The following is a 20,518-nucleotide window of genomic DNA, read 5'->3' as shown; positions in this document are numbered from 1 at the left end:
GGCCGGTCAGCCGTTCGAGACCGAGCTCGGCACGTGCTCGTACCCGACCAGGCTGATCTGGTCCTCGGACTCCTTCGGCGGCACGTACATCGCCACCATGTCCTGGTAGTTGACCTCGACCACGTTGGTCACGTCGGCGTCGCCCCACAGGGCCTGGGTGGTCTTGGTCGGCGGGCCGATCTCGCAGCCCTCCTCCTTCGCGGTGATCGTCTCCTTGCTGATCATCGCCGCCATCACCAGGGCGCCGCCGTCGGCCGTGCGGACGGCCTTGACCGGGTCCTTCGTGGGCTCGTACGCGACCTCGAAGGCGCCCTTGCACTCCTCCTTGTTGATCGCGTCGACCTGGAGCTTGCCGTAGTCCCGGAAGAACTGGCGCAGGTCGTCGTCCGCGAAGTTGTCCGCGTACTTCGAGTCCTTGTCGACCGTCAGCACGGACGCGTACTGCTTGATCGCGTCGGTGGGCGTGGTCTTGAGGCTCGCGTCGTCCGGCGGGACGGCGGCACTGCCCAGCTCCGCCTCGGCGAACTGGGGCATCGTGACGCCGGGCAGCAGGCGCACCCAGCCCCACAGCTTGTACTGGTCCCGCGCGCTGGCCTGGTCGAACGCCATGAGCACCGGCGTCGTCAGGTCCTTGGGCTGCACCGTGATGGCGTAGCTGCTGCGCGGCCACGTCTCGTCGGACGGCAGGATCACCTGCTGCATCTGCATGGACAGGTCGGTCAGCGGCTCCGAGTCCTTGCGGGCGGCGGCCACCTTGAGCTGCGTCGTGCGGATGTCGAGCGCGGGTCCGGCCAGCCGCGGCGCGAGGTCGTCGGCCTGGCTCTGCTTGGTCACCTTCTCGACGACGCCCGCCACCTTGTCCAGGATCTCGCGCTCCTGCGCCTGGGTCACGACGGCCTCGGCGACCGGCGCCTCGGCCTTCGGGGTGGGCAGCTCCTCGGCACAGCCGGTGAGCAGGCCGACGGTCACCAGGGTGGTGGCGACCACGGCCGTGGGTCGGGTACGTCGCATGCGGATCATCGGTTGCCTCCGTCGTCGGACCCGGTCACTCCCCAGGTCTGGCGCCATGCCGCGGCACGGCTGCTCGGCGTCTGCTGCTCCTCGGGCTCGGGCTCCGGCTCCGGGGCTGACGCGGGCACGGCGGGCATCGCGCCCGTCGCGGCCCGCCGCTGCGCCTGCTCGCGCAGGCGCATCTCGCGACGGGTCATCGGCCTGCCCGACGGCGCCGCGGCCGCCTGGGCGGCGGGCGCCGGCTGAGCGGCGGGTGCCGCGGGGGCCTGCTCCGGGGCGCCGCCGTACGGCGCCGGCCCGGCCGGTGCCGCGACCGGGCCCTGCTGGGCCCGGCGGCTGCGCCGCAGACCACGGACGGACGCCGCGGGGGCGGCCGCAGGTTCCGGGGCGGGCTCCGGCGTGGGAGGTGGCGTGATCGGTGCAGCCCCGCCGGCGCCCCCGAAGGGCGCCGGCGGACCCCATGCCGAGGCCGGCTCGGGCTCCGGGGCGACCGGCTCCGGCGTCCCCCGGCCCGGGCGCAGGCGCGCCGCGGGCAGGAAGACGGCGGTGCCGCTCTCCGCGGGCTCGCCCGCGGGCGGGAAAGCGCCCCCGGCGGGACGGGAGCCGGGCCCGGCCGGCGGCCCGGGCTGCGCGGGCGGGAACCCTGGGCCGTCCGCCTGCGCCTCGGTCTGGTCGCCGTCGACGCCGAAGACGTCGCGGCGGGGCAGCTCGGACTCGGTCCGGCGGGTGCGGACCGTGGACGACGTGCGCGTCGTGGCCTTCTTCTTGCCGCGGCGTGCGCCGATGGCCATGAAGACGCCCAGGATCAGGGCGAAGCCGCCACCCAGCACACCGGGCCACAGGTACGGGGTGGACGCGGGACGCGGCCACGTCAGCTCGAGGGTGGGGGCCTCGGCGCCGTCACCGACGCCCGCGGCCAGCAGCACCACGCGGCCCGGCTCCTCGGTCCAGCGCATCGAGACGGTGGTCTCGCCGCTCACCTCGGAGAGCCACATGTCCGACCCCGAGGGGTCGGGACCCTTGGCCGGCTTCCCGGCGTCGGCGGACTCCTCGCCGGGCTGCTCACCAGACTCTTCGCCGGTCTGCTCCGCCTCGGGCGGTGTACCCGGGGCGACGCTCAGCGTCTCCCAGGTGGACAGGCCGGTGACGGAGTCGTACGGGTCGTCACCCACCCAGCCCAGCACGTCGACCTCGGACCCGAGCGCGAGCGTGACCTTCTGGCCCTCGGGCACCGTGGCCCGGACGGTCACCTGGTCGTCGACGAGGCCGAGCACTCCGGGCTCGGTCACGACCAGGGTTCCGTCGCCGCTGGGGGTCGCGGTCGCGACGACGGTGTCGGACTCGCGCAGGACGGTTGCCGTCGCGATCCCGTAACCGATGCCGCCGAGGCCGGCAATGATCAGGAGGATCGCCAGAAAGCGTTGCACCACCGATTCCCTTCGAATGTGAGGGCGCGTGCCCGTCGATCAGGTGGATGATCCAGCATAGGGACCGATCGCGGAGCACTGTCCAATGACGGTCGTGCTTGTGCGGTTCGGCAGGGATCCTCACCCTTCCTTCACCAGGGAGACGGAACCCGCGGTCACGCCAGGGGGGCCGCGTCGGGCCGCCGAGAGTATTCCATGCAATCCGTACAATGCATCCGGTAGCGGTGTATCCACATCCGCACAAGACACGTATCCTGGGCGCCGGACGGGCCGTACACATCGGCGTCCCACAGGGGGAGCCTGACCCGCGCCTCACCAAGTCCCGACACTGGAGGTCTGCACCGTGTCCGACGAGCGCTCGCTCTTCCCGACTGCCATGCGCGGATACGACCGCGACCAGGTGCACGCGCACCTGGACCGGCTGAATCACGCCCTCGAAGAGGCACGTCGTCAGGTCGAGGCCTCCGACGCCCGCGCGATGCAGCTCACCCAGGACCTCAACGACGCCAAGCGCAACCTGCGTGAGACCGAGAAGCCGTCGTACGCCGGCCTCGGCTCGCGCATCGAGCTGCTGCTGCGCTCCGCCGAGGACCAGTCGACCGACATCATCAACCAGGCCAACCAGCAGGCCGCGGACATCATGGCACGGGCGAAGCTGTCCGCCGGCCAGGTGCGTTCGCGCGCCGAGGCCGAGGTCGCCGAGATGCTCGCCAGCGCCCGCCGCGAGGCCGAGGAGATCCGCACGACGACGGCCGCCGAGGCCGAGGGCCACCTGCTCGCCGCCCAGCGCCGTGCCGAGGAGCTCGTCGGCTCCGCCGAGCGCGAGTCCGCCCAGATCGCGAGCGCCATCAGCGCCGAGGAGAGCGAGCGCCGGGCCAGCCTGGAGCGCGAGCTCGGCACCCTGCGCTCCACGATCGAGCGCGAGACCACGGAGCTGCGCGTCAACACCGAGCGCGAGGCCGCGGCCCTGCGCGCCAAGGTCAACGCCGAGACCGGCGAGCAGCGCGAGACCGCCGAGCGCGACTCGTCCGCCATGCTCGCCAGCGCCCGCGCCGAGGCCGAGCAGATCCTCTCCGAGGCGCGCCGCCAGGCGGCCGAGGCCTCGAACGCCGTCACCACCGAGATGGAGGACCTGCGCGAGCAGGCCCGTGCGGCGCTCGCCCAGGCCGAGCTCGACATCGCCACCCGCAAGGAGGCCGTCGAGAAGGAGCTCGCGGAGCGCCACGAGACCGCGAAGGCCGAGACCGCGAAGCTCGTCGCGACCGCGGAGGAGCACGCCGCCGAGGCCGAGAAGCGGGTGGCCGTCGCGCTCGAGCAGGCCGAGAAGATCCGCTCCGAGTCCGACGTGTACGTCAAGGACCTGGTGGCCGACGCCCGCAAGTCCGCCGACCGCATCGTGGCCGAGGCCCGCGAGTTCGCGGAGCAGACGATCGACGACGCCCGCGCCGAGGCGGAGTCGAGCCGGTCTGCCGCGCAGCATCAGCTCGAGGACCTGACGCGCCAGCACGACTCGATCAACTCCTACCTGGACGAGCTGCGCGGCATGCTGGGCACGCCGAGCGAGGCCGCGCCCGCGAAGCCGGCCGCGCCGGCCAAGCCGAAGGGGCTCTCCGGGGCCACGCCCGCCCAGCAGGCACGGTTCGCGGTGGTCGGTGACGGCACCGAGGCCGAGCCCGAGGTCTCGACCGACACGGGCTCGATGCCGGCGTCCATCCCGCCGAGCAACCCCACGCCCGTGCCCGTCGGCTCCGCGACCGTCGTGATCCCGTCGGTCAAGGGCACCAAGGCGAGCACGAAGGCCGGTCAGAGCGCGGCCGACTCGTCCCCCGCCGAGAGCGAGGACGCCGACGAGCCGGTGGCCGAGAAGGCCGGCGCCTCCAGCTGACTCGCCCCCGCCGAGATAGAACCCTGGCGAGATAGAACTGGGGCGAGATAGAACTGGGGCGCTACGAACCGCACGGTTCGTAGCGCCCCAGTTCTATCTCGCCAGGGTTCTATCTCGCCCCAGTTCTCTCTCGGCGGGGTTTTCTCTCGGCGGGGCGGTCAGTGGTGGGCTACCACCTGGTTGTGCAGGAGGCCGAGGGCCGCGGCGACGGCCTGCGGGTCCTCCACCGGGCTCAGGTGGCCGACGCCGGGCACCACGGTGAGCGCCGCGTTCCCAGCGGCGGTGCCCGGCGCCGATCCGGCCGCGGCGCGGACCATGTGCTCGGCCTCGGCCAGCGGCGTGACGGTGTCCTCGGCGCCGACCACGACGGCGACGGGGGCGCTGAAGCGTTCGAGCACGGCCGTCCGGTCGGGTCGGGCCGCCATCGCCCGCTGCGCCCAGGCCACGCTCGCCGGGGACTGTGCGCGGATCCACGCGTCGAGCGACGGGAAGAGGTGTCGCCGGTGCTCGGTTGACGTGGCGCCCACCAGGGCCGCGGGCATGCCGAGCACGGCGTCCACGGTCTGGCTGTCGTCGGTCGCGGCGGCGACGCGGAGCCGCTTGGCGCGCGCCTCGTCCGTGTCGGCCGTGGACTTCGTGCTCACCAGGCCGAGGCCCGCGACGAAGCCCGGGTGCCGCTCGGCGAGGGCGAGCGCCACGTACCCGCCCATGGAGTGGCCGACGACGACGGCGTTGCCCTCACCCTCCGCCACCATCGCCCGGTAGACGAGGTCGGCCGCGTGCTCGATGCTCGGCGGGGACCCGTCCAGGTCGCTGTGCCCGGCCCCCGGCAGGTCCACGCCGATGGCGCGCGTCCCGGCCGGCAGGTGCTGCGCGCAGGCGGCCCACATACGGTGGTCGAGCGGGAAGCCGTGCAGCAGGACCAGGGGCAGGCCTCCGCCGTCGTGCAGCGGGTAGGTGGCGAGGGTCGCGCGGGGTGGTGAGGTCATCGTCGTCCTCCTCCGGTCGTCGGCATCGCGGTGCGGTGCCGCCCTTCGATGCTGCCCTTCGATGTTGCTATGGTGCGCCGCCGTCGCCGGGTGCGCCCGTCCAGCTCACGCGGTGCCCAGCGGACCGTCCCAGTGCGTGGGCAGCGGGAGCGGGTGCCCGGGCAGCACGTGGGCCACGATCTCGTTGAGCACGCGTGCGACGGCGGGCTCGCCGACCCACAGGTGCTTGGCCCCGTCGACGCCGATCACCTCGGCCTGCGGCACGCGCGCGAACCGGCGGCGGGCCTCCTCGGGCCGGAGGTAGTCGTCGAGCTCGGGCACGAGCACGACGAGCGGCTTGCCGAACGCGGCCCAGCGGTCCAGGTCCTCGTCCGTGGCGCGGTGCAGCGGGGGCGAGAGGAGGACGGCGCCCTCGACGGCCGGATCGGCACCGTGCTTGAGCACCAGCTCCGTGCCGAAGGACCAGCCGACGAGCCACGGCCGGGGCAGACCGCGGAACTCCGCCAGCTCGATCGCCGCGGCGACGTCGTAGCGCTCCGCGTCGCCGCCGTCGAACGTGCCCTCGCTCGTGCCGCGCGGGGACGACGTGCCGCGGGTGTTGAACCGCAGGACCGCCAGGTCGGCCAGCGCAGGCAGGCGCCAGGCCGCCTTGCGGTACACGTGGGAGTCCATGAAGCCGCCATGGGTCGGCAGCGGGTGGAACGTCAGGAGGCTGGCCGCGGGTTCGCTGTCGGCGGGCAGGGCCAGCTCGCCGACGAGCGTGAGCCCGTCGGCGGTGTGCAGCTCGACGTCCTCCCGCTGCGCGGGCAGGACGGTGAGCGAGCGGATCTGGTGGGCCGCACCGGGCGTGGCTTCGGAAGTCATCGCTCCCATTGTCTCCCCCGCCACCGGCCTTTCGCCGCGAGACGCGTCAGCGCAGGTTCCCGCGCCGCTGCCAGCAGCTCGTGTGCCAGTGCCTGCGGGCGTCCAGGCCGGCGTCCGGGCCGCCGAACCCGTCGGTGCGCCACGCCACGACGTGCGCCGTGCCGGGCGTGACCTCCTGCCGACAGGCCGGGCACACGTACGTCTTGTCGGACGACCGGATCCGCTGCACCACCCACTCCCCGTCGGCGGCCGACTCGCTGCGCCTGCCGCCCGTGGCGCGGTCCACGTCCAGAGGAACATGGCCCGCGGCGTACGGACGCTTGCTGGAGCGGCGCTTCGACGGCATGGCATCTATTCTTCCGCAGGGCGGAGCGGTTGGCTCGACCCCTGCCCGAACCTGCCCATTGCCTGAAGGCCGCACTCATCCGAGCCCGCTAGAGTGTGGCGGTCCCCAGCAAGGCGCACACCGACCGAAGGACTACTCGTGAAGCACCGCACCACCGCCGGCCTGGCGGCCGTCGCGCTGGCATCCATCGCGCTGACCGGCTGCGCAAGCGGCGACGACACCGCGGGCGGCACCGCCTCGGACGCGAACGTCTGCGAGGTGGCACCGGCCGCCGAGGCCTCGCCCGCGCCCAGCCCGTCCGCCGCCGACCTCGAGACCGTCGAGGCCATCGAGGTCTCCGGCCCCGTCGGCAAGGCGCCGAAGGTCACCTTCAAGACCCCGCTCGAGGTCTCGAGCCCGGCGTCCCGCATCGTCGCGGAGGGCACCGGGGACGAGCTGACCGAGGGCGCGCAGGCCACCATCGACTACGTGGTCCTGGGCGGCAAGGACGGCAAGCAGACGTACTCCACGTGGGAGACCAAGAAGCCGGAGTCGTTCACGCTCGGCGACCCGCAGTACGACCTGCTCAACGACCGGCTCATCGGCCAGAAGGTCGGCGCACGCATCGCCATGGCGAGCACCGCGATGGACCAGACCGTCCAGGTCACCGTGGTCGAGGTCTCCGGCGTCAAGCAGATCCCGACCCGGGCCGAGGGCACCGAGGTCGAGCCCGAGGCGGGCCTGCCCGCCGTCGAGCTCGCCGAGAACGGTCAGCCGACGGTCACCATCCCGCAGGACTACGAGGCACCCACCGACCTGGTGATCCAGCCCCTCATCGAGGGCGACGGTGCCAAGGTCACCAGGGACCAGACGGTCACCGTCCAGTACGCGGGCTGCCTGCTGGACGGCACGTCGTTCGACTCCTCCTGGAGCCGCGGCACGCCCACCTCGTTCCCGCTCAACGGCGTGATCTCCGGCTGGACCGAGGGCATCGCCGGCCAGAAGGTCGGCAGCCAGGTGCTGCTGGTCGTCCCGGCGGACAAGGGTTACGGCGACCAGGAGAACGGCGCCATCCCCGCGAACTCGACCCTCGTGTTCGTGGTCGACATCCTCGAGGCCAAGGCGGCCTGAGCCGGCCGACCGCTGAGACATCGCGCACGCGAGGTGCGCGTCGCCGCTGGTCATGACCGAGACGTGGCGGGTACCCGGACAGGGTGCCCGCCACGTCTCGTAGTGTCGTCCCATGACGCCGACAGAGCTCCCCTCCGCCGAACCGGCCCCGCTGCCGGAGCGTGAGGTCCTGACCTGGGAGACCTTTCCCGAAGCCGTCCGTGCCCTGGCCCACCAGGTGGTGGACAGCGGGTTCGTGCCCGAGGTCGTGATCGCCGTCGCCCGCGGCGGCCTGGTTCCCGGTGGCGCCATGTCCTACGCGCTCGGGACCAAGGGCGTCGGCACGCTGAACATCGAGTTCTACACCGACATCGGCAAGACGCTGGAGGACCCGCGAGTTCTTCCGCCGCTCATGGACACCTCCGAGCTGCCCGGCGCGAAGGTCCTGGTGGTCGACGACGTGGCCGACTCCGGGCGCACCCTCGCGCTGGTCATGGACCTCCTGGCGAAGCAGGGCGCCGAAGCCCGCTCGGCCGTGCTGTTCACCAAGCCGCGCACGATCATCCGGCCCGACTACTCGTGGAAGGACACCGACCTGTGGATCACGTTCCCGTGGTCCGCCGAGCCACCCGTGACGGGCGCGCGGTCGATCGACGCCTGACCCGCTGAGCGCCGGAGTGCACGGCCAGGCCGACCACGCAGGTGATCAAGACGCCGAGGGCCAGACCTGAGGTGACGTCGTGCACGTAGTGCACGCCTGCCGCGACACGGGCGCCTGCCACGGCCAGCGCCAGCGGCACGACCGCCGGCCAGAGCCGGGGCACAGCCACCAGGCACGCCGTGGCCAGCGCGCCGGCAATGGTCGAGTGGTTGCTCGGCCAGGACCAGTCCCCCGGGACGGGACACGCCAGGACCGTAGCGACGTCGACGACCCGGCACGGCCGCTCCTCGGTGACCACCAGCTTGATCACCTCGCTCGCCGCGTAGGCCGCGAGCGTGCCCGCGCCGGCGGCGGTCAGCAGACCGAACCGCGGCCGGTCGCGGAACCACGCCAGCACCACGAGGCTCGCCGTGATCGCGACCAGCGCCAGCAGACCCTTGTCCGCCACGAGCCCGGCGGCTCCGGCCACCGGAGACCTGGCGGTCCCGCCGGCGACGGCTTCGAAGAGTCCTTCCCGGGCGGGCCATGCCAGGAGGGCGATGGCACACAGGCCCAGGACCGCGCTGAGCGCGACGGGCAGGACGGCCCGTGGGACGGGGCTCCGGCCGCGCCCTGAGCGGCGATCCACTGCTGGTACATGGCGTGATGTGGTCATGCCGGGAACGCTAGGTACGGACGACGGGATCCGGATCTGGCGCAGGTCAGGAGTCGTCTATGACTGTGGTCGTACGAGCACCGATCGAAGATCAGACCGCGGCGGGAAGCGTCCCACGGTACCTGTCGGCGACGATGGTCCGGTGACCCCACCTTCCACCGCCGACACCGAGCCCTCCGCGGACCGCGCCCTCCGCGTGCTCGGCGCCCTCGCGTTCGGCGTGCTCCTGGTGCTCGCCGGTGTCGACCCGTGGTGGATGATCCCGCTGGCCGCGGTCGCCGCGCTGCTCGGCCTGACCACCGGCGGCATGCGGCTCGGCGTCGTCGCCATGGCCGTCGCGGCGGGAGCCGGTGCGGTGGCCGTCCTGGCCAGCTGGACAGACCTGCGCGACGCGCTCGTCACCGTCGCGCGCGACGTGGTCACCGGCGTGCTCCCGTGGTCGGTAGCCGTCGCGTGGCGGGCCCGCCGGGCCGCCGAGGCCGACGCCGCGGCGGCGCTCCTGCGGGCGCAGGACGACCGGCGGCTCCGCGCCGAGACCGATCTTGCCCGGCAGCGCCTGCACCTCGCGGAAAGCCTGCACGACGACCTGGGCCACGCCCTCAGCCTCGTCGCCGTCAACCTGGGCCGCCTTGAGCTCGAGCTGGAGCGCGACACGTCCGTCGGCCTCCGGGTCGACACGGGCGAGCCCGGTGCGACCGGGCCCGCGACCGAGCACGCGACCGAGTCCGTCCGGGAGTCGGTAGCGGTCGCACGGCGCCAGGTCTCCGACGCCGTCGCCCGCCTGGGTGCCTCCGTCCAGACCCTGCGCACCGGCACGGTCACCGACACGTCGTTGCCGAGTGTCCGGGCGGATCTCGACGCGCTCGTGCGCGAGGCGCGTCGTGCGGGCGCCGACGTCGAGCTCACCGGTCCGGCCGGTCCGGCTCACCTGGCGCGGTTCGGCGACGCCGTGCCCCGGGTGGTCCGGAAAGGGCTGACGAACGCGCTGAAGCACGCGCCGGGCCAGCCGGTCCGGGTCGCCCTGGATCCGCAGACCGACCTCCTCGCGGTGTCGGTCCGCAACCCCCTGCCGGAACGGGCGGACGAGCCAGCCACCGGCGATACCCCGGGAGTCGGCGGCGGCACGGGCATCCGGTCCCTGGCCGAGCACGTCCGCGCCGCCGGCGGGTCGGTCGAGGCCGGGCCGGCGGACGGCACCTACGTCCTCCGGGCCGAGCTACGCCCGGTGTCGCCCGGCTCCGCGCCTGATGCGAGCGGCCCGACGCCCGGACCGGAGATCGGCACCACCGCGTCCGTGGACGGAGACCTCGCACCCCGGGACCCGCGAACCGTGACCGACGGACTGTTCCGTGCGCGGCGGCGCGGCGGGGCACTCCTGCTGGCCGCGGTGCTCGTGTCCGCGTTCGCACTCGTCGTGGTCGCGGCGGCCATCCAGCTCTCGGACACGCTCGCCGCCCGCCGCGCGCTGCTGGGTCCGGAGGCATTCGCCCGCATCGCCGTCGGCGACACCCGCTCGGACGTCCGGCCGCTGCTTCCGGACGACGCCCTCGACCCGCCCACCGGCGCAGATGCCTCGTGCGACTACTACGCCGTCACGGCGGACCCGCTCGACGACGCGTCCGGTGACGCCTACCGGATCTGCTGGGCCGCCGGGCGCGTCTCCTCGACGGACCTCGTGGTGGGCGGCGCCCGATGAGTCTGCCCGCTCCCGCGGCCCCGCTCCGTGTGGTGCTCGCCGACGACGAGCCCCTGGTCCGCGCGGGTCTGGCCGGGATTCTCGGCACGGACTCGTCCCTCCAGGTCGTCGCCCAGGGATCCTCCGGGGAGGAGGCCCTGGCCGCCGTCCGCGCGCACCGGCCGGACGTCGTGCTGCTGGACGTACGCATGGGGCCGACGAGCGGCCTCGAGGCGCTGGCGGAGATCCGGCGCGGCGCCGGGCCGCTGCCCTGCCTCATGGTCACCACGTTCGGTGAGGACGAGTACGTCGCGGAGGCGGTCCGTCTGGGTGCGGACGGGTTCGTCCTGAAGTCCGGCGACCCGCGCGAGCTGTTGCTCGCGGTGCACGCCGTAGCGTCGGGCGGCGCCTTCTTCTCCCCCGCCGTCTCGAGACGCCTTCTGCAGAACGGTCTGGGTACGCGGTTCGTCGCACGGCAGGACGCCCGGGAGCGCTTCGAGCGCCTGACCCGACGCGAGCAGGAGGTACTGTCCCTGGTCGGGGGTGGTCTGTCGAACGCCGAGATCGCCGCGAGCCTCCACCTCGCCGAGGGAACGGTCAAGGTGCACGTCACCTCGATCCTGCGGACCACGGGCGCCCGCAACCGCGTGGAGGCCGCGCTCATCGCGGCCCACGCCGACGCCGCCGGCTGACGCCGGCTCAGCTCCCCAGGTACCGCAGCACGGCGAGCACCCGGCGGTTGTCCGCCGCGTCGTACGGCAGGTCCAGCTTCTGGAAGATCGCCGCCACGTTCTTCTCCACGGCGCCTTGGGAGAGGAACAGCTGCTCCGCGATGCCGCCGTTCGAGCGGCCCTGCGCGATGAGGTCGAGCACCTCCCGCTCCCGAGCGGTCAGTCGCGTGCGCGCGGCGTCGCGGTCCGAGGCGCCCATGAGCTGCGAGACCACCTCCGGGTCGAGCACCGTCTCCCCGCGGGCCACGCGGGCGAGCGCCTGGGTGAACTCCCCCACGTCGACCACGCGGTCCTTGAGGAGGTAGCCCACCCCGCGCGCGTCCCCCTGGAGCAGCACCCCCGCGTACCGCGTCTCCACGTACTGCGAGAAGAGGAGCACGGGCAGCCCGGGGAACTGCTCGCGCAGGGCGACGACGGTGCGCAGGCCCTCGTCGGTGAAGGTCGGGGGCATGCGGATGTCCGCGACCACCACGTCGGGCAGCTGCGACACGCTCGCGAGCCGCACTACCTCGCTCTCCAGGCGGTCGCCGTCCGGCACCGCCGTCACCTCGTGTCCCCGGCGCGTCAGCAGGGCCACCAGCCCGTCGCGCAGGATCCCGGAGTCCTCGGCGAGCACCACCCGCAGGCTCTCGGACGGCGTCGTGTCGGGCCCGGTCATGCGTGTCCTCCGGTTCGGCGGGTGGTCGCCGCGGCGGCGCGCACGGCAGGAAGGGTCATGGTGACGACGGTAGGCCCACCGCGCGGGCTGGACAGGTCGAACGTGCCGTCGACCGACCCGACCCGCTCGGCGAGGCCCCTCAGCCCGGACCTCAGCCCGGAACCGTCGGACGGGACGACGGTCGCGCCCCCGGCGCCGTCGTCGCGCACCTCGATCCGTAGGACGCCGCTGCCGCCGTCGGCGACCACCACGACGTCGACCTGGACCGCCGAGGCGCGGGCGTGCTTGGCCGCGTTGGTGACCAGCTCGGCGATCGAGAAGTAGACGATCGACTCGACCGCCGGGGCCAGCCGGCCGCGCGCCTCGACGTCGGGGTCGATGCGCGCCGTGACCGGCAGCGGCGCTCGGGCGGCGAGCGTCTCGAGCGCGACCGCGAGGCCGCTGTCCAGGGCCGGCGGGTGGATGCCGCGGGCCAGCTCACGCAGCTCGGCCAGGGCGTCCTTGGTCGACGCGTGCGCCACCTCGAGGAGCTCGCCCACCGTGTCCGTCCGGCCGGAGACGAGCTGCTCGCGCGCCTCACCGAGCTGCATGCCGACCGCGACCAGGCGGGCCTGCGTGCCGTCGTGCAGGTCGCGCTCGATGCGCCGCAGCCGGGCGTCGGCGTCCTCCACGGTGCCCGCGCGGGAACGTTCCAGCTCGGCGACGCGCAGGCTGGCGGCGGTCGGTCCGAGCAGCACCCTGGTCAGCAGCTGCAGCACGGCCACGAGACCGGACTGGGCCACCGGCCACAGGATCAGCACGGCCAGGCCGCCCACGGCGACGACGGCGAGGCCCGCCGGGTTGTGCCACGCGCTGTCCATGGCCAGGTCGGGCGGCAGCGACCAGAACCAGGACCAGTACGTCATACCACCCAGCCCGAGCACCAGGCAGGCCGTGCTCACGACGAACCCGGCGATCGTCACCGGCAGCGCCGCCACCATGAACAGCAGCGCCCGCCAGCCGGCCACGTCACCGAGCGCCCCACCGAGACGCGACCAGAAGCCGGTCCGCGGGGTGCGGGGCACGGGCGCCGCGACGTGCGTGTCGAGGAGGTCGTCGGCCAGCCGGCGGTAGACGCCGCCCCACCGGCGTCCGCCCACCACGAGCGCGCCGGCGGCGAACAGCCCCACGACCGTCACCGCGGCCGTGACTGTGAACGCCAGCGTGAACAGCACGTACGCGAGCGCGAAGGGCCCCAGGAGCAGCATCAGCCACAGGTAGGCGTACGAGCGCCACGCGACCGAGGAGAGCGGCGCCCCGAGCACACGGCTCCAGCCGGGCTCACGCCCGGACGGGCGTGACGGCGGGTCGAGCGTCATGGTTTTCATCCTCTCAGGCTCCCGCGCCGCTACCTGGTCGGGACAGGGTGTGTTCCTCCGCCCGGGGTAGGGATTTCCTCCGTCGACGTCACGGCGCCACCGCAGGGCTCCGGGAGCACCAGCGCGGAGTGGGCGGGCTGCGGCGTCGTCGCAGGCATGGCCACGAGGTCGCGGAGCATGGTGTTGCGCCGCTCCAGCGCCTCGGCGGTGGTGGGGAAGAGCCGGGCACCGCCCGTGTCGACCAGCGCCTGGTTCATCGTGACGAACTCGCGGGTGTCGCGCTCGTACGCCGCGAAGGCGTCCCCGTGGTCGCGGTGCGTGGCCAGGGACCGGGCGAGCATGTAGCTGCCCACCAGTGCCAGGCTGGAGCCCTGCCCGGTCAGGAACGACGGCGCGTAGGCGGCGTCCCCCACCAGCGCCACCCTGCCGCTCGACCAGCGGGGCATGCGGATCTGGCCCGCCGTGTCGAAGAACAGGTCGTCCGCCTGCTGCATGGCCTTGACGATGGTGCCCACCTCCCAGCCGGCGTCCGCGTACGTGCGGGCCACCAGGTCGCGCTGCGCGTCCGGGTCCCGCAGCACGTGGACCGGCTGCTCCGGCTGGTAGAAGTTGAGGAAGGCGTGCAGCTCGTCGTCGGCGTCCCCGGTGGCGTAGAGCGCGGCGGCCCGGCCCGGGGTGTTCCACATCAGCAGCTCGCGCGTCAGCCCGAGGAAGTTGGGCATGGTGAACACGGCGAAGCCGTACCCGAGGTACCGGTGGAACTGCTCCTCGGGCCCGAACAGCACCTTCCGGGTGCCCGAGTGCATGCCGTCGGCGCCGACCACCACGTCGAACGTGCGCTGCGAGCCGCTCCGGAACGTGACGTCCACGCCGTGCGCGTGCTGGTCCAGGACGTCGACGGAGTCGTCGAACAAGAACTCCACGTCGTCGCGGACCGTCGCGTACAGCGCCGCGGTCAGGTCCCCGCGGCCGACCTCGAGGTCCTGCCCCTCGACGCTCCCGGCCACCGCGTACGGGTGCAGCGCGGCCACCTCGCCGCCGTCTGCGTCGAGGAACGTGAACCGGCCGGTGTCGATGTGCGCAGCGCGCAGCCGGGGCAGGATGCCCATGCGCCGGACCACGTCGACGGCGGTGCCGCGGACGTCGATCGGGTAGCCGCCGCCACGCGGCGCGTGCGCCTTCTCGACGACGGTGACGTCGAACCCGTACCGGTGCAACCAGTAGGCCAGCGTGGGTCCGGCGAGGCTGGCGCCGGCGACGAGGACCGTGCGTCCGGTGGTGTGGGTCTGCGAGCTCATGACTGGACTTCCTTCTTCAGGTGACGGACGACGAACAGGGAGAGCGCGGCCACGAGGGCGGCGACGAGAAAACCGGCGACGAACGCCGACTCGGCAGGTGCGCCGGACGCCGGGCCGTTGCCCGCGTCGAGGATCGAGCCGGCGACCTGACCGCCCGCGACGGCGCCGATCAGGCGGATGACGACGAGCAGGCTGGTGGCGATGCCGGTGTCCTTGGCGGCGACGGCGGTAGCGGTGGCGGCCAGCAGCGCCGTCGTGATCAGGCCACCGACGAAGGCGGCGAGCGCCCGGGCGACGACGAGCTGCCACGCCGTGTCGTGCAGCGCGGCGAGGGCGACGAGGATGCCCGCCGTGGCGACGGCACCGGTGGTGGCGACCGCCCGCGCGCCGTAGCGCTGCACGGCGAGCCCGCCCACGGAGCCCGCCAGCACGCCGGCGATCGAGGCGGGCATCATGAGCAACCCGATGTCGGTGGTGCCGAGCCCGAGGCCGTAGCCGTCGCCCGACACCTGGAACAGCTTGGGGACGAACGTCTGCAGCATCGCGGAGACGGCCGCAACGGCGACGGTGAGCACCGCGGCGCTCCACATGGCGGGCGCCGCCAGCATGCGCAGCTCGACCATCGGCGAGATCGCCCGGCGTTCCACGGCCACCCAGGCCACGGCGAGCAGGGCGACGACCAGCACGATGCCGCCGACGGCCAGCGGCGGGACGCCGCCACCGGTCACCACGAGCAGGCCCAGCATGAGCGCGACCAGCGTGGCACTGAGCAGGGCCACGCCGGGCCAGTCGATCCGGGTGCCCTCCTGGCTCGGCGGGTCGTTCGGCATCAGCCGGAGCACGACCGCCGTCGCCGCGACGATCACGATCGTCGGTGCGGCGAAGATCCAGTGCCAGGACAGGCCCTCCGCGAGCGGGCCGGCGACCAGCGTGCCCACGATGCCGCCGGCGGTGAACAGCGCGCTCACCACGCCGATGGCCACCTGGGTCTGGCCCGTGGGGAAGTTCTTGCGCACCAGGATGAACGACAGGGGCAGCGCGCCCACCATCGCGCCCTGCAGGGTCTGCCCGATCAGCAGCACCGGCAGGTTGGGGGCGAGGCTCGACAGCAGGCCGCCCGCCGAGACCAGCGCCATCAGCACGAGCAGCACCCGCTTGCCGCCGTAGCGGTCGCCGAGCTTGCCCGCGATGGGCGCGACGATCGCGCCGGTGATCAGCAGGGTGCTGGCGATCAGGGCCGCCGCGGCCGTGTCGACGCCGAGCTCGCGCTCGAGGAGCGGACGGGCCGGGTCCACCACGGTCTGCAGGGTGCCGAGGGCAAGGGCGAGGGTGCCGAGGGCGGCGATCGCCGGCTTGCCCATGCGGGCCCGGGCCGGCCGCCCGGCCGGGGCTGGAGGGTTGAGGACGATGGTCATGTCAGGCCCTCCCAGGGGTGGTGAGGTGCGGACTGGTTTCCATACCTCGAACGTAGGTTTCGGGGCATGTGCCCCGGAATGGAGGGATCCGCCGTGGGCACGGAGGATTTCCTCCGCGCCCACGGCGGGCGGTAGCGCCCCCGTCGGGCGCTGCTCGACTGCCCCCTCGGGCGCTACTCGATCGAGACGGCCGCCTCGGCTGCGCGGCCGCGCGTGACCCGCCGCGCCGGGAGCAGCGTGGCGCCGAGCGTCAGCAGTGCGACCAGGCCCACGATCGCCACGTAGGCCAGTGGTGGTCCCGCGGGGATCAGGGAGCCCAGGCGGTCGACGCTGAGGGGCACCAGGATGCCGAGCGCCGCGACGGTGCCCAGGACCACGCCGGTGACGGCCACGATCGCGGCCTCCACACCGACCATCTGCAGCACCTGGCGGCGGGTCGAGCCGACGAGCCGCTGCAGGCCGAACTCCCGCTGCCGCGCCGAGGTGCTGGACACCAGGGTGTTGATCGTGGTGATCGCCGAGTACCCGACGAGCATCAGCACCATGATGTAGATGGCGTAGGACGCCGTCTTCTTCTGCTCCTCGTACTCGTCGAACAGGATCTCCCGGTCGGCGACGGTCAGACCGTCCCGGGTGGCGGCGAGGCCGGTCAGGGTGGCCACCAGCTGCTCGGGGTCGGTGCCGTCCTGCGCGGTGACCAGGGCGCGGGTCGGCACGCCCGCTGTGGTGTGGTCCGCCAGGGTCTGCGCCGGGAGCAGCAGCGTGTCGTAGTCCTCCGCGGCGGAGAACAGCGCGGCGACGCGCACGTCCAGGAGGGAGCTGTCGCCCATCCGGAGCGTGATCGTGTCGCCGACGTCGACACCGAGCCGGCCGGCGTGCCCCTCCTCGATCGCGACGGTCGCACCCTGCAGGTCGGTGAGCGCCCCGGCGGTGACGTCGACCGGCGTGGTCGCCGCGGCGCCCTGCGCCGTGACGCCCTGGAGGTTCCAGCCCTCGCCCATCGGCGACACGTCGTCGGGGCTCTCGACGAAGCCGACGCTGCTGACGTAGGCGGACGCCCCCGCGACGCCGGGCAGCCGACCGATCTCCTCCACCAGCCGCGGGTCGACCCCGCCCTCCGCCGTGACCACCGCGTCGGCGACGATCCCGGCGGCGTAGGCCTCCTTGTCCGCGGCGTCGTTGGTGGTCTGCAGGTACAGCATCCCGGTCGACACACCGGTCAGCAGGATGACGGGACCGAGCACGGCCGCGAGCCGGCTGGTGCGGCCCCGCGCGTTGAGCACGGCCAGGTCGCCCGTGAGCCCGCCGAGGGCACGTACCGGCCACTGGATGGCGACGATCATGACCTTCGCGAGGACGGGTGCGAGCATCGCGAGCCCGATGGTCAGCACGATGACCGCGGGCGCGGCGGTCGCCGGGGCGAGCGGCCCGCTCAGCGCCGTGACGGTGACGATCGTCAGCGCGACCCCGGCCGCGACGAACAGCAGCCCGGCGAGGAACCGCCATCCGCTGATCAGCCGGCCGTCGAGCGACGCCTCGGAGAGCGCCTGGCTCGGCTTGGTGCGCGCCGCCCGCCGTCCGGCGCCCAGGGCACCGCCGAGGGCGGCGAGGACCGCCACGACCGTCGCCGCCACGGACGGTATCCAGCCCTGGTGGAATGCCACGCCCGCGGTGGCGATGCCCTGCTCGGCCAGCAGGTCGAACACGAACCCGCCCAGGAGCTGACCGGGCAGGTAGGCGGCGGCGGTCGCGACGAGCGAGAGCACGAGGGTCTCGCGGAAGATCAGCGTGCGCACCTGCCGGGGCGTCGCCCCGATGGCGCGCAGCAGCGCCAGCTCCTTGTTCCGCTGGGCGATCGAGAGCCCGAGCATCGAGGCCACGCCGAAGATCGACACCAGCAGCGCGAACGCGGTGAAGACGCCGGCGAGCGAGACCACGTTCACGCTGGTGGCCGTGGCACCGCGCAGCTCCGCCCGCCCCCGCTCGTCGCCCACCAGGGTCGACGTCGTCGCGTCCAGCTCGGCGTCGATGCGCGTGCGCAGCTCGGCGACATCGGCACCCGGCTCGGCGGCGACGCCGATCGCGTCGACGGTCCCGGCCGGCGGGGTGCCCTCGAAGACGTAGGTGTCGGTCTCCCGGACGCCGGGCAGCGCCGCGATCACGTGCTCGAGGCTCGCGTCGACGCGGACGCGCTCAGGGAGGACGGCCGGCTCGTCCTCGTCACCGCCGGGTGCGTGGTACGTCTGCTCGCCGGCGACGACGACGTCGGCCGAACCGAGCTGCTGCGGCGGGACCGCCGCCCGGATGCCGGTCTCGATCAGTCCGCCGCAGGCCATCAGGACGATCGCGGCGAAGAACATGGCGATGAAGGCGGCCACGAACGTGCCCGTCCGGAACCGCAGGGTACGGAGCGCGAGCTGCAGCATCAGCGCTGCCCTCCCGCTGCCGGTGCCCGGCGCGCCTCGTCGGAGTAGGCGCCGAGGCGGGTCATCCGCTCGGCCACGGCGTCCGCCGTCGGGGAGTGCAGCTCCCCCACCACGCGCCCGTCGGCCAGGAACAGCACGCGGTCGGCGTAGGAGGCGGCGACCGGGTCGTGGGTCACCATGACGATCGTCTGGCCGGTCTGCCGCACGGAGCTGCGCATCAGGTCGAGCACGTCGCGCGCGGTCCGTGTGTCCAGCGCCCCCGTCGGCTCGTCGGCGAAGATGACGGCGGGCTCCGTGATCAGCGCCCGCGCGATGGCGACCCGCTGCTGCTGTCCGCCGGACAGCTCCGCCGGGCGGTGCCTGCGCCGCTCGCCCAGGCCCACCTGCTCCAGCACGCTCGCGACCCGGCCCCGGGCCGGGCTGCGCCCGGCGAGCCGGAGCGGCAGCGTCACGTTCTGCTCGACGGTCAGCACCGGGAGCAGGTTGAACGCCTGGAAGACGAATCCCACCCGGTCGCGCCGCAGCTCCGTCAGCTCCGTCTCCGTCATGGTGCTCAGCTCGCTGTCCTCGAGCACCACCGAGCCCGACGTCGGCTGGTCGAGCCCCGCCGCGCACTGCAGCAGGGTGCTCTTGCCCGATCCGGACGGTCCCATGATCGCCGTGAACGTACCCCGCCCGAACGCCGTCGTCACGTCGTCGAGCGCGACGACCTCGTTGCCGCGCCGGCCGTAGACCTTGCGGACCGCCGTCAGCCGGACCGCGTCGGTCCCTCCTGTGCCTGTGAACATTCCTCGCCCGTTCCCCCGTGCCGCGCCGTGTTGCGCGGGCACGACTCGACGCTACGAACGCACGGGGGTGGCCCACCATGGTGCCAACCGGTCAGCGGGGGTAAGGAAAACTGCATTGGCCGGCGCCCCCACGAGGCAGACACGAGGTAGACAAACGCCGAGGTAGTCGTCCGGCGGGGCCGTCACGCTGCGTGACGGCCCCGCCGGACGACTACCTCGGCGGTTCGAACCAGGGGTGGGTCAGAAGTCCCAGTCGTCGTCCTCGGTCTCCACTGCCTTGCCGATCACGTACGACGAGCCCGACCCCGAGAAGAAGTCGTGGTTCTCGTCCGCGTTCGGCGACAGCGCCGCGAGGATCGCCGGGTTGACGTCGGTGTCCTCCTTGGGGAACAGCGCCTCGTAGCCCAGGTTCATGAGGGCCTTGTTGGCGTTGTACCGCAGGAACTTCTTGACGTCCTCGGTCAGCCCGAGCTCGCCGTAGAGCGCGTCGGTGTACTCGACCTCGTTCTCGTACAGCTCGAAGAGCAGCTCGAACGTGTAGGCCTTGAGCTCCTCCTGCTCGGCCGGCGACACCTTCGCCAGACCCTTCTGGAACTTGTAGCCGATGTAGTACCCGTGCACGGCCTCGTCGCGGATGATGAGGCGGATCAGGTCGGCCGTGTTCGTGAGCTTCGCCCGCGAGGACCAGTACATCGGCGCGTAGAAGCCCGAGTAGAACAGGAACGACTCGAGCATGGTCGAGGCGACCTTGCGCTTCAGCGGGTCGTCGCCCCGGTAGTAGTCGAGCACGATCTCTGCCTTCTTCTGCAGGTTCTCGTTGTTCTCGGACCACTCGAAGGCGGCGTCGATCTCCGGCGTGGACAGCAGCGTGGAGAAGATCGAGGAGTAGCTCTTGGCGTGCACGCTCTCCATGAACGCGATGTTGGTGTACACCGCCTCCTCGTGCGGGGTGAGCGCGTCGGGGATGAGCGACACCGCGCCGACCGTGCCCTGGATGGTGTCCAGGAGGGTCAGGCCGGTGAAGACCCGCGAGGTCATGGTCTTCTCGTGCTCCGAGAGCGTGTTCCACGACTGGATGTCGTTGGACACCGGCACCTTCTCGGGCAGCCAGAAGTTACCGACCAGGCGGTCCCAGACCTCGAGGTCCTTCTCGTCCTGGAGACGGTTCCAGTTGATCGCCGTCACGCGATCGATGAGCTTGAGCTTGCCAGTGGGCGACATGGGAGTTCCTTCAGGGACGGC

18 protein-coding genes are annotated in these 20,518 nt (G+C 73.1%); 5 read left to right on the top strand and 13 right to left on the bottom strand.

Features of this window, described 5'->3' with window-relative positions; all coding sequences use genetic code 11:
- Positions 1-6: 6 nt before the first annotated feature.
- Together APR03_RS18060 and APR03_RS18055 are read right to left on the bottom strand one after the other, a co-directional pair.
- Positions 7-1,011, bottom strand: a complete 1,005-nt coding sequence (locus APR03_RS18060; RefSeq protein ID WP_253837804.1) for a DUF8094 domain-containing protein — start codon at positions 1,009-1,011, stop codon at positions 7-9.
- A 5-nt stretch (positions 1,012-1,016) separates the two neighbouring features.
- Positions 1,017-2,438, bottom strand: a complete 1,422-nt coding sequence (locus APR03_RS18055) for a hypothetical protein (RefSeq protein WP_253837798.1) — start codon at positions 2,436-2,438, stop codon at positions 1,017-1,019.
- Positions 2,439-2,781: 343 nt separating this feature from the next.
- Between APR03_RS18055 and APR03_RS18050 the strand changes: the two genes are divergently transcribed.
- Entirely contained in the window at positions 2,782-4,323 is a 1,542-nt protein-coding gene (locus APR03_RS18050; RefSeq protein ID WP_253837797.1) for a DivIVA domain-containing protein, read from the top strand.
- A 158-nt stretch (positions 4,324-4,481) separates the two neighbouring features.
- On the opposite strand, the gene APR03_RS18045 is transcribed toward APR03_RS18050, so the two are convergent.
- The 3 genes from APR03_RS18045 to APR03_RS18035 all read right to left on the bottom strand — a co-directional run bounded on the left by APR03_RS18045 (position 4,482) and on the right by APR03_RS18035 (position 6,522).
- The gene (locus APR03_RS18045; RefSeq protein ID WP_253837796.1) at positions 4,482-5,312 is read right to left on the bottom strand and encodes an alpha/beta fold hydrolase; all 831 of its coding nucleotides are present in this window, start codon (positions 5,310-5,312) and stop codon (positions 4,482-4,484) included.
- 105 nt (positions 5,313-5,417) lie between these two features.
- Positions 5,418-6,185 carry an alpha/beta hydrolase gene (locus APR03_RS18040; protein WP_372494936.1) on the bottom strand — a complete coding sequence of 256 codons (768 nt, stop codon included), beginning with the start codon at positions 6,183-6,185 and terminating at the stop codon, positions 5,418-5,420.
- 37 nt (positions 6,186-6,222) lie between these two features.
- Positions 6,223-6,522, bottom strand: coding sequence for an Rv1322 family protein (locus tag APR03_RS18035; protein WP_253837794.1), 300 nt, complete (start codon positions 6,520-6,522; stop codon positions 6,223-6,225).
- Positions 6,523-6,660: 138 nt separating this feature from the next.
- Here APR03_RS18035 and APR03_RS18030 point away from each other — a divergent pair, with 138 nt between their 5' ends.
- Positions 6,661-7,632, top strand: a complete 972-nt coding sequence (locus APR03_RS18030) for an FKBP-type peptidyl-prolyl cis-trans isomerase (protein WP_253837793.1) — start codon at positions 6,661-6,663, stop codon at positions 7,630-7,632.
- A gap of 112 nt (positions 7,633-7,744) precedes the next feature.
- Complete coding sequence (locus APR03_RS18025) at positions 7,745-8,272, top strand: phosphoribosyltransferase (protein ID WP_253837792.1); 528 nt, start codon at positions 7,745-7,747, stop codon at positions 8,270-8,272.
- Here APR03_RS18025 and APR03_RS18020 read toward each other — a convergent pair.
- Positions 8,214-8,927 carry a phosphatase PAP2 family protein gene (locus APR03_RS18020; protein ID WP_253837791.1) on the bottom strand — a complete coding sequence of 238 codons (714 nt, stop codon included), beginning with the start codon at positions 8,925-8,927 and terminating at the stop codon, positions 8,214-8,216. The two genes, APR03_RS18025 and APR03_RS18020, sit on opposite strands and share 59 nt — an antisense overlap.
- 142 nt (positions 8,928-9,069) lie before the next feature.
- Here APR03_RS18020 and APR03_RS18015 point away from each other — a divergent pair, with 142 nt between their 5' ends.
- Both APR03_RS18015 and APR03_RS18010 read left to right on the top strand, forming a co-directional pair.
- Positions 9,070-10,623 (top strand): sensor histidine kinase, encoded by a 1,554-nt coding sequence (locus APR03_RS18015; RefSeq protein ID WP_253837790.1) that lies wholly within the window; start codon positions 9,070-9,072, stop codon positions 10,621-10,623.
- A complete protein-coding gene (locus tag APR03_RS18010; RefSeq protein WP_253837788.1) occupies positions 10,620-11,294 on the top strand; it encodes a response regulator in 675 nt (224 codons plus the stop codon). The genes APR03_RS18015 and APR03_RS18010 overlap by 4 nt, the downstream gene beginning before the upstream one ends.
- 7 nt (positions 11,295-11,301) lie before the next feature.
- Here APR03_RS18010 and APR03_RS18005 read toward each other — a convergent pair whose 3' ends face one another.
- From APR03_RS18005 to nrdF, 7 genes are all read right to left on the bottom strand, one after another.
- Positions 11,302-11,991, bottom strand: a complete 690-nt coding sequence (locus APR03_RS18005) for a LuxR C-terminal-related transcriptional regulator (protein WP_253837786.1) — start codon at positions 11,989-11,991, stop codon at positions 11,302-11,304.
- Positions 11,988-13,349 carry a sensor histidine kinase gene (locus tag APR03_RS18000; protein WP_253837784.1) on the bottom strand — a complete coding sequence of 454 codons (1,362 nt, stop codon included), beginning with the start codon at positions 13,347-13,349 and terminating at the stop codon, positions 11,988-11,990. The genes APR03_RS18005 and APR03_RS18000 overlap by 4 nt, the downstream gene beginning before the upstream one ends.
- 29 nt (positions 13,350-13,378) lie before the next feature.
- Positions 13,379-14,647 (bottom strand): FAD-dependent monooxygenase, encoded by a 1,269-nt coding sequence (locus APR03_RS17995; protein ID WP_253837782.1) that lies wholly within the window; start codon positions 14,645-14,647, stop codon positions 13,379-13,381.
- Positions 14,644-16,062: an MFS transporter gene (locus APR03_RS17990; RefSeq protein ID WP_253837781.1), complete on the bottom strand. Its 1,419-nt coding sequence runs from the start codon at positions 16,060-16,062 to the stop codon at positions 14,644-14,646. The genes APR03_RS17995 and APR03_RS17990 overlap by 4 nt, the downstream gene beginning before the upstream one ends.
- Positions 16,063-16,235: 173 nt before the next feature.
- Entirely contained in the window at positions 16,236-18,488 is a 2,253-nt protein-coding gene (locus APR03_RS17985; protein WP_253837779.1) for an FtsX-like permease family protein, read from the bottom strand.
- A complete protein-coding gene (locus APR03_RS17980; RefSeq protein ID WP_253837777.1) occupies positions 18,488-19,276 on the bottom strand; it encodes an ABC transporter ATP-binding protein in 789 nt (262 codons plus the stop codon). Before APR03_RS17980 ends, APR03_RS17985 begins: the two co-directional genes overlap by 1 nt.
- Positions 19,277-19,516: 240 nt before the next feature.
- Complete coding sequence (gene nrdF / locus APR03_RS17975; protein ID WP_253837775.1) at positions 19,517-20,497, bottom strand: class 1b ribonucleoside-diphosphate reductase subunit beta; 981 nt, start codon at positions 20,495-20,497, stop codon at positions 19,517-19,519.
- Positions 20,498-20,518: the final 21 nt, after the last annotated feature.

It is taken from the genome of Promicromonospora thailandica (genome assembly GCF_024171955.1).
Classification (GTDB): domain Bacteria; phylum Actinomycetota; class Actinomycetes; order Actinomycetales; family Cellulomonadaceae; genus Promicromonospora; species Promicromonospora thailandica.
The sequence above is the reverse complement of the archived record's forward strand: the minus strand, read 5'-3'. Positions and strand labels throughout refer to the sequence as shown.

Bases quoted from the DNA above. Each gene is read 5' to 3' on its own strand.
- APR03_RS18060 (WP_253837804.1), bottom strand. From the start codon at position 1,011: ATGCGACGTACCCGACCCACGGCCGTGGTCGCCACCACCCTGGTGACC.
- APR03_RS18045 (WP_253837796.1), bottom strand. From the start codon at position 5,312: ATGACCTCACCACCCCGCGCGACCCTCGCCACCTACCCGCTGCACGAC.
- APR03_RS18040 (WP_372494936.1), bottom strand. From the start codon at position 6,185: ATGGGAGCGATGACTTCCGAAGCCACGCCCGGTGCGGCCCACCAGATC.
- APR03_RS18035 (WP_253837794.1), bottom strand. From the start codon at position 6,522: ATGCCGTCGAAGCGCCGCTCCAGCAAGCGTCCGTACGCCGCGGGCCAT.
- APR03_RS18025 (WP_253837792.1), top strand. From the start codon at position 7,745: ATGACGCCGACAGAGCTCCCCTCCGCCGAACCGGCCCCGCTGCCGGAG.
- APR03_RS18020 (WP_253837791.1), bottom strand. From the start codon at position 8,927: ATGACCACATCACGCCATGTACCAGCAGTGGATCGCCGCTCAGGGCGC.
- APR03_RS18010 (WP_253837788.1), top strand. From the start codon at position 10,620: ATGAGTCTGCCCGCTCCCGCGGCCCCGCTCCGTGTGGTGCTCGCCGAC.
- APR03_RS18005 (WP_253837786.1), bottom strand. From the start codon at position 11,991: ATGACCGGGCCCGACACGACGCCGTCCGAGAGCCTGCGGGTGGTGCTC.
- APR03_RS18000 (WP_253837784.1), bottom strand. From the start codon at position 13,349: ATGACGCTCGACCCGCCGTCACGCCCGTCCGGGCGTGAGCCCGGCTGG.
- APR03_RS17995 (WP_253837782.1), bottom strand. From the start codon at position 14,647: ATGAGCTCGCAGACCCACACCACCGGACGCACGGTCCTCGTCGCCGGC.
- APR03_RS17990 (WP_253837781.1), bottom strand. From the start codon at position 16,062: ATGACCATCGTCCTCAACCCTCCAGCCCCGGCCGGGCGGCCGGCCCGG.
- APR03_RS17985 (WP_253837779.1), bottom strand. From the start codon at position 18,488: ATGCTGCAGCTCGCGCTCCGTACCCTGCGGTTCCGGACGGGCACGTTC.
- APR03_RS17980 (WP_253837777.1), bottom strand. From the start codon at position 19,276: ATGTTCACAGGCACAGGAGGGACCGACGCGGTCCGGCTGACGGCGGTC.
- nrdF (WP_253837775.1), bottom strand. From the start codon at position 20,497: ATGTCGCCCACTGGCAAGCTCAAGCTCATCGATCGCGTGACGGCGATC.